Genomic DNA, 9,842 nt, shown 5'->3' with positions numbered 1-9,842 from the left:
AAACTGCGAGCGGTGGCCGTCGTAGAGCACCACCCCCTCGTTCATGATGTCGCAGAAGAAATACTGCCCCATGCGGATCTCGTGGTTTACCTCCTTGTGGGTATGGACCAGCAGGGTCACCGGCACCCGCCCGGCGATCGCCTGAAGCTCCCGCTCCAGCCGCTCCCACAACCCCGCCCGCTGGACCAGGAAGGGCTCGGAGACCACCACCAACAGGTCGTAATCCGAGAAGTAGCGATGGATCGGGTCCTCGACCCAATCCCCGCGGGCATAGCTGCCGAAGAGCACCAACCAGTCGAGGGGGACGGTCGAGCAGAGCACCTCCTTGATGCGCTCAAGCTGATACCGCTTCGCCTCCGGGAGGTGGTCTAGGGTGTTGGTGAGGCAACGGGGAGCGCCGTCGGGGGAGTGGGTAGGGGAGGAGGTCATGGTGTAGGGCGCCGGCGAAGTAATTGTGTGGTTTTCCACAGTATCGGGAAGCCGCCGACGCCTTTCAAGGGAGGGCGATCATTTTCCTCTTCCTTCTGATAGACAGTACGAAATTTCCTATAGATAAACCTCATTTTCGGTGAAATGTCAGTCGTGTCTCCGCAATTTTTGTAGCCTCAGCGAAAGAGATGCCGACGAGCCGGTTGCAATGGGTGTCCCGGTAAGTCACCCTTGTGCCTTGGTGCCGATCGAAGCCTCGGCCGCGGAGCCGATATCCCCGGGGGGCGAAGAGAACCCACCAGAGGAGACAACATCCCCGCCGCCCCCCCGCCGGCGACGTGAAGGCCTCGCCACTCGTCGTCGAAGCCCCTCCGGCCGTTGAACCCGCGGCGGCGGCCCCGCAGGCCGCCGCACCGGAGCAGGTCGACGACTCCCCCATCGTCGGCTACTCGGTCCAGGTGGGCAGCTTCGGCGAACAGCGCTATGCCGACGAGAGCGTCGACCAGTGGAAGGTTGCCGGTTATCCCGCCTTTGTCTACGACACGGTCTCCAGCAACGGCCGACGCTGGCACACCGTGCGCATCGGCCGCTACGAGGCTGCCGAAATGACCAAGCGATTACGCAAGTACGCAAGGAGGAAGGGGTACAGGCGGTTACGGTACCGCTGGTGCAGCGGTGACAAACGGCAGGATCGAGGGATCAAAATAGCGCGATCAACATTTCCACGTATTGAAGAATCCGACACACTCGGATTGGGATTCGGCAACGTTCACTCTCGCTTTCTTGAATACGACTTTATCATCGACGTTGATCGTAACCATCGTATTGTAAATCTGCCGCGCACACTCGTCGGGAGAGAGTCTGCAAGCGAACTTCATTACCCCGCTAAACAAGTTGTCGTTGTTTTCCACCTTCAGCTGCTTTGCCTCCGCCAGGATCTGGGAATATATTTGCCTTCTCAAATCATCGTCAGACGGTTTTGTCATTACCGCAAAGCCACATACAACCACCACCAGCAATACAACAATAACTTCGGAATTCATAATTATATCCCTCCATATCATCTACCGAGCACAATAGGCATACTCATTGGTCGCCGACCACTGCCGGGAATCTCAACGACAACGCCGACTCAAGGCAGCACATTTCTACCACATCGAACGCGCCAATGATGTAGGAAAACCACGAAAAGGATAGGAAATCCAACCGCCTACGCACAAGTATCCACGCCTCTGTGGGCCCTGGCAAGGGCCCGACATGACCCGCTCGACCGACGGTGGACGGCCTGAGAGCCTCTTCTTTGGGTCTCGGGGGGCATCGCGTGCCGGATGTGTACTGGGGAAGGTGGGAAAACTGGGCGGAGTCCCTGTCACCGACAACGGCCACCCAGGTGGACCGTTCGGACCGCTACCAACTGACCCGTTGATCGAACTCGTACTCCGGGGCCGGCTGGGCCAAGGGATCGCCTTTCCCGGCCTCCTCGTCCTCACCCCAGATCGCAGAGGCCTCGGAGTCCTCATACCACTCCGGCGGGCCCCTGGCCGGCGCGATCCGGGGCGGCGTCCAGGGCTCGCCGATGTGCTCCAGAATCTTGCGCACCTCGCTACCCGTCAGTGACGAATGCGATGATCCGCATCTCGGCCCCGCACACGGGGCAGGTCAGCGGGAGCGCCTCGTAGATACGGGTCAGGAGCATCGCCCAGAGGTAGCGAGCCCGATTGCGCCGCTCAGGCCCTTCGGGCTCGGCCCTTACTGCGGGCACCGAGACCATCGGCTCGGCCTGTGGCGCCAGCGCCGTCACCGCGGCGCGCAGGGGCGAGTTGGGCGCCAGCACGCCGTAGTACCGGTGTCGATGCAATCGCGGCGGCGGCACCAGGGCGGCGATCCGCCCAATCAGCTCATGCGGTGAGAGCACCAGCTGGGTGCGCCCGTCCATTCCGGGCTTGGGCAAGTGGTAGATTAGGCGCTGGCGCTTGGAGCTGCCCAGCTCCTCCAAGCGCTCGGCGGCGAACGGCGGACGCGCACAGTAGCGCAACAGCCGCCCCAGCCCCTGCCGGTCGCGCCCCTCGATACGAACCGTGGCGTCCAGCGAGAACCCCCCACCGTGATCCCAGTGTTCCATCTCCTGGCGATCGCCCTTGTCCAGCAATCCCCGCCGCTGATAGGCCCGCAGGATGCGCCGGTGCACCTGCACCTGGACCGCCTCGGCATCCTCCGCGTCGAGATCGTCCACTTCGGTGAAGCGGACTCCACCCTCCCCGGCCGGCTCAAACAGGCCGTCGATCACACAGACGTGGAAGTGGGTATGGGGGTTGAGCGAGGCACCGAAGCGGTGGATAAACGCCACCGCCCCGATCCGAGCCTCTTTTCCGGCGTCGCACCGGGCACGCAGCTGGCGTTCGATCTGGTCGAGGAAGATCTGCAGGGCGGTGTTCAGCGCCTTGGAATCGCGCTGCAGGTAGAAGCGCAGCTGCTTCGGCAGCGACAGCACCCACTGGCGAACCGGCAGGCGGGGAAGGACCTGGTCCACCAGGTGGGCGGCGGTCTCCACCATGCGGCGGGTGTTGCAGGAGGGACAGATGCCTCGCCCCTTGCACGAGAAGGCGACCAGGAAGTCGTGGCCGCACTCCGCGCAACGGGCACGCGCAAACCCGTGGGCAAGTATCCCGCACTCCAGATACCGCCGGAATTCGCGCTCGACGTAGGCCGGGATGCCCATGTCCTGCGCCTCATCGCGACACTGGGCGAGCACGGTCTCCAGGTGCTGCTGCAATCCGCGCGTATGTGCGGTACCAAGAGCAGAAGGAGCGTGAGATGGAGCAGCGACCTTTGGATTTCTAAGGGCCGCCAGCAAGACTACGGGGATGACAGCCTTGCCTCCTCAGGGGGCAAGGCATACATGCCCCCTCTGGGGGCTAACCCAAAACCACCCGCTCTGCGGGTGGATTTTTACTTCAGTGAGTTGGACCCCAAGCCGATGCCATTGCCCCGTTCCCTCCGTCGTCATATCCGGGAGGTTTCGTCTTGGATTCCGGATTACGGTAAGATTCGGGAAAATCAACTCCTCCACCACGAATAACAGAAGGGAACCGGGTGATGAAGGTCAACAACCGAGGCAGAAGCAGACGAATCCTGGTGGCATCTGCCGTGGCAATCGCCGTCAGCGGCTGCACCATGGATCAAAACGCCATCCGCGACAATATCGGGAAAGGGATCGGTGGAGTCGCAGGGGTGATCGTCGGAAACAAAGTCTGCTCCGACGGCAACAAGGCCTGAATTGGACGGGGTCAGGTCTTGCAACTTGCATCCAGCTACCCGAGGCGGGATGGGGTTTGCGTGATGCGCGACTGAAAGGAGGGAGATTGAATTGGACGGGGTCAGGTCTTGCAATTTGCATCCAGCCACCCGAGGCGGGATGGGGGTTTGCGTGATGCGCGACTGAAAGGAGGGAGATTGTGTCCTCGCCTTCCCCTTTCGCACTTCCCGACTTTTACACCCGGTTTTCAAACCGCAACCCTTCGACCCGCTCAAATTCACGAGGGTTGTTGCTGACCAATACAAGATCCCGGCGACGGGCCTGACCGGCGATTTGGAGGTCACAATGCCCAGTCTGTTGGCCGGATTTCGCTAGCGTGGCGCGGATCTGACCGGCCTCCAAGGCATCTGCATTGTCGAAGGCTAGGATCGAAAGCGTTCCGCTACCGTCGTCTCGGTGGTGAAATGTGGCTAAGCCGCCTTCAGATGCATATCCACATGGATATCCGCGTAGGGGCAGAGCAGCTTGCCCTGGTCGTCTTTTTCGATAAGGCCCAGGTCGAGGAGTACGCCCACGCCGTCATGGACACGACGGACGTCGCGCTCCACCCGGGAGTACCGAGTACGGCCATTGCCCAAATCCCACCACCACAAAAATCACCCCTTTGGGTGAGGCCCCCTCACCCCACTCCAGCCTACTCTTTGCCCACACCAATTACCGACGCACGGGCAATCCGCAATGCCGCAAAAACACCCGGACAATGGCCACTACCGAAAAGGCTGCTGCTTGCGCTACCCCATGGCGCTGGGAGCGGCCATTGCCTGCGCGCTGGGGCAAACGGCCTGGGCGGACGCCCGCTTCGATGGCGAGTACTTGCGCATCGATCAGGTCGCCACGCTGAACAGCGGCCACTTCAACGATGTCGTGTTGCGCTGGGATCGCGACCGCTTTCGCTTCGAGCAGGGTGATTTCAGCGCCGGCGCCACTGACATCGGCGCCGCTCCCGGCGCGAGCTTCGCCCTGACCAACGGCACTCTGATACTGCCTGAGGTGGTGGTCGAGCTGGGCGGCACCACCCATGAGGTGGCGGCCAACCTCAAGCTGCAGGCCGATGGCGGCTTCGGCATCGACTATCTCGCCACGCCCAGCGCAAGCGCCGAAACCCTGGCGCAACGCCTCGATTCCGCGGCAGTGCAAAGTGACCTTGAAGACCTGAGACAAGCATTCAATGTGGTGGGACTCTCCGCGGCCGTCGTCACCCCGGGTGAGGTCGTTTGGAGCCAGGGCTTCGGCTCGGCCGATCTGGCGCGGAACATCCCCATGACGGCCAACACCCCGATGCGCATCGGCTCGGTGAGCAAGGCGGTGCTCGGCGTCGCCCTGGCAAAAGGTTTTGCGGAAGGCGGCATCGCGCCGCAAACGACCATCAATTCGGTCTTGCCTTATGCCGTCACCAACCCCAATGCACCGGCCACGGAGATCACCCTGAGACACCTGATCGACCACAGTTCGGGCCTGTCGGACGGTTTGATCTACGAATGTTCCTACACCTTGGTGGATGAGCCGCAAACGCCATTCTACGAGGCCACGGGACAAATCCCCGCCGGCACTTGCCGCCACCCCTTCTCGGCGGACACCTCGCTCTTCCTGGAGCAATTCACCGCCACCGGTGTGTCGGGTTACCCAGCGGCCGCGAACTTCAATCGCTTTGCCCCGGGCGAGGGCAGCGAGTACAGCAATGTCGGCGCGGCCCTGGCCGCGGAGGTGTTCGCGCTCTCGCAAGGCCAAGCCATCAATGACATCATGCGCGAGCGTTTGTTCGATCCGTTGGGGATGGTGAACACCGGTTACGCGGCAACGGATTTCAGCCGTTTCGAGCAGGCCTCGCAGCACTATTGGACGCCCGGCGGCCAAGCAGAGGCCCTCCCCGCCTACACCTACCCCACCTTTGCTGACGGCGGCCTGCGCAGCTCGGCCTATGATCTGGCGCGGCTGCTCGCCGCCCTGGCGGGAGGTGGCGAACTGCAAGGGACACGGATACTGACGGAACCCGGCGTCGCCATGCTGTTCGGCGATGCGGAAGCACCCATTTACTGGCAAGCAGATGGTGATTTCATCCTGATGAGCGGCGGCGATCCGGGCGTCGCTACCTTTGTCGTGCTGCACCGCGAGCGCGGTATCGGGGTGGTGGTTCTGATCAATACGGTGGATGCCGAAGGCGAGCAGGATGCATTGGTCGCGGTGGTGAACTATCTGCTCGGCATCGCCTTGGAGGATGGCGGTCAATAGAAACCAACCGTGGCGTGCCGGGAAAGCGGCAGGGGGATGGGGGCCGGCTACCGGAGAATGATAGGTAGCCTATAATTCGCCCCTCATTCCTTCCCAGCAAAGCTGCCGCAACCGGCACGCCACCATGCCGCCCAGTCTGATCACCACCAAACTGTTTATCCCGCCGCCCCGGCCCAATCAAGTCGACCGGGACCGCCTGCAACATCTCCTACGGCAGGGCCTGAAAGGTAAGCTGACCCTGGTCTCGGCCCCCGCCGGTTTCGGCAAGACCACCTTGGTGAGCACGGCAATCAGGCAAACCGGCGGCGCGGTGGCTTGGATATCGCTGCATGAAAACGACGGCAATCTGCTCGGTTTTCTCGCACTCGTGGCCGCTGCCTTGCAGCGCGCCGTCCCGAATGGCGTACCGACGACCCACACCCTGCTGCAGTCCGCCCAACCGCCGGCCGGCGACATCGTACTGGCCGCATTGCTCGATGAACTCACCACACTGGAATCCGAGCTGGCCTTGGTTTTGGATGACTACCACGCCGTGGATTCGCGGGAGATCAACGATGCGCTGGCCTTTCTGCTGGAACATGGTCCCCAGCGGCTGCATTGGGTGATCGTGAGCCGGGAAGACCCGGCATTGCCGCTGGCGCGCCTGCGTGCCAGGGGCGAGTTGTGTGAAGTGCGCGCGGCGCAACTGCGGTTTAGCGAGGCCGAGGCCACGACCTTTCTCAACCAGACCATGGCGCTAGCGCTGAGCCGGGAGTACGTGGCCGCCTTGACGGCCCGCACCGAGGGTTGGATCACCGGCCTGCAACTGGCCGGGCTGTCGCTGCAAGGGCGCAGCGATGGTGCGGATTTTGTCGATGCCTTTGCCGGCAGCCACCGTTTTGTGCTGGATTATCTGGTTGAAGAGGTGTTACTCGCCCAACCGCCTGAGGTGCGGGATTTTCTGCTCAAGACTTCGGTGCTGGAGCGTTTCAACGCCGAGTTGAGCGAGGCGGTGACCGGAGTCGATCGGGCGGCCGTGGTACTGGAGCGGCTGGAGCGGCAAAACCTGTTCTTGATTCCGCTGGACGATCAGCGCCGCTGGTACCGTTTTCATCATCTCTTCGGCGAGGTGTTGCAGGTCCGCTTGAGCACGAGCGACGTCGACATCAAGGTTTTGCACCAACGCGCCGCCGACTGGCTGCACGCGGAGGATTTCGTCGCGGATGCCATCCATCACGCCGTGCTGGCCGAGAATACCCAATTCGCCGCCGACATCATCGAACAGGCTTGGCCCGAGCTGCGTAAGCGGGAACCGGAAGGCCTCTTTCTCGGTTGGATGAAGGCCTTGCCCGAGCACCTCATCACTGCCAGTCCGGTGCTCAGCGCCCACTATGGACTGGCCCTGTTGTCGCACGACCCGGCTGCCGCCCCGCGCTGGCTGGAGTCCGCCGAGGCCCGGCTCCAGCCAGCGCGCGACCAACCGCGCGCGAGCGGCGGCCGGGTGCTCAATGAAGCCGCCTGCACCGCTCTGCCCGGCTTGCTGGCCGTGGGCCGCGCCTATCATGCCGGGGCCAGCGGCGATGTGGCGGGCATCGTCGAGCATGCCGGCCAGGCTTTGGACCTATTGCCCGACGGCGAGGCCGTATGGCGCGGGTCCGCCGCGGTGCTCTTGGGATTGGTGCAATGGAACGGCGGCGATCTCAGTGCCGCCGTCGCCGCCATCGGCACCGGCCATAAAGCCATGCAAGCCGCCGGCGAGATCAGCGGCATGGTCTCTACCGCCTACCTTCTGGCCAATCTGAGCATCGCGCAAGGCCGGCACAAAACGGCCGAACGCTGGTGCCGTAAGGCCTTGGCCCGGGTGGCCGAACACCGGTTCGCGCCGCAAGGCGCGGCGGACATCCATGTGACCTTGGCGCTACTGGCCCTGGGCCGCTATCAGCTGGATCAGGCGCGGGACCATCTCGCTCAAGCCCGGGCCTTGGGCGAGCCGGCCAAGCTGCTCGAAACCGCCCATCATTGGTTTATCATCCAAGCCTTGCTGCAAACCCTCGAAGGGCGCTACGGCGACGCCGAGGATTTGCTGGCCGAGGCCGCCGAGGTGCGCATACCCAGCCCGGCCCCGGATTTCGCCCCCATAGCGGCCTGGCAGGCCCGGCTGGACGTACTGCAGGGCGATTTACACGCCGCGCGACGCTGGGCGCAACTCAGCGACCTACATGCGGATGACGCACCGGCTTTCCATTTGGTCTTTTCTCATCTCACCCTGGTGCGGGTGCTGATCGCCGCCTATCGCCGCACGGGCCAAGAGCAAGATAGACGAGACGCACAACGATTACTGGAAAAGCTCCGGCATGCCACTGCAACCGGCCAAGCCCGGGAACACGGATTGGAAATCCATTTGCTCATCGCCTTGTTGCACCATGCCACGGGCGACGCGGCGAGCGCGGCGGCGGCCCTGCAAACCGCCTTTGCCCAGCCGGAGGCGGAACACCAGATCCATCGCTTCGCCGCGGAGGATGCCGAGGCGCTCTCATGGATTCGGGAGTACATCGTCCAGGGCAACGCGCCCGCCTGGGCCGATGTGCTGTTGCCTGCCGAGCAGACGACTCCGGCACCCGGGTCTCCGGCAGAGATCCCCCCACCGCCGGTCGAGGCGCTCAGTGACAGAGAATTGGAGGTCCTACGCCTGTTGCGCACCGAACTCGGCGGCCCGCAAATCGCGGAACATCTGTTCGTTTCCAAAAACACGCTGAAGACCCATACCAAAAACATCTACGCCAAACTCGGCGTAAACAACCGCCGCGCCGCCGTGCGCAGGGCCGGGGAATTAGGCATAGACTGAAAAACTATCGCCAACGCGTAAACTGCCCTATTCACAATCTTCGATGGACGGCGTGGAGCGTCCAGTTGAAGCGCTCAACCGCCTCCGCCAGGACGTCGATGAAGCCGTGCCGGTCATCGTCGGAGAGGTAGATCGCCTCGCGGCCGTCGCCGCGGGCCGTGACGAGGGAGAGGGCGCCGGAAAATTCGAGTCTGAGGGGGCCGGGCCATAAGGAAAGGTTAGGTGTTCAAGACCCCGTCTTGCGCTGCCATCAAGGTGCGCCACTGCCACGACCGGCGCTGCCTCGCGGCCTAATGGCTCCGGCGCAAGGGGCGCATCCCGCGCCCCGGACGCAGGATCAGTGTCGTACCGCCGTAGCGATGACCCCGATCACGAACCACAAAATCAGCGTCGCCGGAATCGCCGCAATCGCCCATTTCAGCATGAACCACACCATCGACCAGAACGGCATCTGAATATCCGTCACCACCACCTGACCGACCCCCACCATCTCCATCGCCAGCGGCCCCGCAGAAACCGGTTCCGCCGTTGACGGCTCATCCCCGACGACCTTCTGGTCGGTGATGACGCAACCACACTTCACGCACAACGGCGCCCCGGCGGGATTCTTGGCGTTGCATTCCGGGCAGATTCTTACACCCATTTTTCCTACTCCTCGCACATTGATGGATCGAATTGATTTCGAGGGCTGGCCCGCCCACCCCGGGACGTTGGCATAGCCCTTCTCTCGGTCACGGTGAGATACACCGTACACTCCCCTCGCTCGGCGCAAGCCGCCGCCAGACTCTCTGCGCGGCACTCCTCCTAGGCCGCGATGACGCCGTTTCCGTTCCTACCGGCCACCGAATCCAAGTGCCTCACTCCGTCCTGATCGCGGCCTAAGGGCTCGCGAAAGAATAACTTCCTGTTTTGGGACGCCGATCCATCCTCTCCAGCGGTGTTGCGCAAAGGGTTGCATACAACGAGTATGCGCCCCTTTGCGCGCCTTGCTGGAGCGGCGTCTCGACGCCCCAAAACAGGAAGTTGTTCTTTCGCGAGCCCTAA

General features: G+C 62.9%; 7 protein-coding genes and 1 pseudogene. 4 read left to right on the top strand and 4 right to left on the bottom strand.

Going from position 1 to position 9,842, the window contains the following annotated elements:
• The coding region (locus ACYQ2W_RS24155) for a nucleotidyltransferase domain-containing protein (protein WP_459873193.1) at positions 1-429 on the bottom strand (429 nt) is incomplete at its 3' end.
• A gap of 338 nt (positions 430-767) precedes the next feature.
• Here ACYQ2W_RS24155 and ACYQ2W_RS24150 point away from each other — a divergent pair.
• Positions 768-1,601 (top strand): SPOR domain-containing protein, encoded by an 834-nt coding sequence (locus ACYQ2W_RS24150; RefSeq protein WP_459873190.1) that lies wholly within the window; start codon positions 768-770, stop codon positions 1,599-1,601.
• Positions 1,602-1,836: 235 nt separating this feature from the next.
• On the opposite strand, the pseudogene ACYQ2W_RS24145 reads toward ACYQ2W_RS24150, so the two are convergent.
• Positions 1,837-3,280 (bottom strand): annotated as a pseudogene (locus tag ACYQ2W_RS24145) (transposase).
• Positions 3,281-3,525: 245 nt separating this feature from the next.
• On the opposite strand from ACYQ2W_RS24145, the gene ACYQ2W_RS24140 reads away from it, so the two are divergent.
• Complete coding sequence (locus tag ACYQ2W_RS24140; RefSeq protein ID WP_459873187.1) at positions 3,526-3,705, top strand: hypothetical protein; 180 nt, start codon at positions 3,526-3,528, stop codon at positions 3,703-3,705.
• A gap of 450 nt (positions 3,706-4,155) precedes the next feature.
• On the opposite strand, the gene ACYQ2W_RS24135 is transcribed toward ACYQ2W_RS24140, so the two are convergent.
• Complete coding sequence (locus tag ACYQ2W_RS24135; protein ID WP_459873182.1) at positions 4,156-4,293, bottom strand: HVO_A0114 family putative DNA-binding protein; 138 nt, start codon at positions 4,291-4,293, stop codon at positions 4,156-4,158.
• Between the two features lie 130 nt (positions 4,294-4,423).
• Here ACYQ2W_RS24135 and ACYQ2W_RS24130 point away from each other — a divergent pair, with 130 nt between their 5' ends.
• A complete protein-coding gene (locus tag ACYQ2W_RS24130; protein ID WP_459873180.1) occupies positions 4,424-5,974 on the top strand; it encodes a serine hydrolase domain-containing protein in 1,551 nt (516 codons plus the stop codon).
• Between the two features lie 124 nt (positions 5,975-6,098).
• Positions 6,099-8,798: a winged helix-turn-helix domain-containing protein gene (locus ACYQ2W_RS24125; RefSeq protein WP_459873178.1), complete on the top strand. Its 2,700-nt coding sequence runs from the start codon at positions 6,099-6,101 to the stop codon at positions 8,796-8,798.
• 337 nt (positions 8,799-9,135) lie between these two features.
• Here ACYQ2W_RS24125 and ACYQ2W_RS24120 read toward each other — a convergent pair whose 3' ends face one another.
• Entirely contained in the window at positions 9,136-9,441 is a 306-nt protein-coding gene (locus tag ACYQ2W_RS24120; RefSeq protein ID WP_459873176.1) for a hypothetical protein, read from the bottom strand.
• Positions 9,442-9,842 lie beyond the last annotated feature (401 nt).

It is taken from the genome of Endothiovibrio diazotrophicus (genome assembly GCF_054657215.1).
This window is presented reverse-complemented; position numbering and strand designations above follow the sequence as displayed.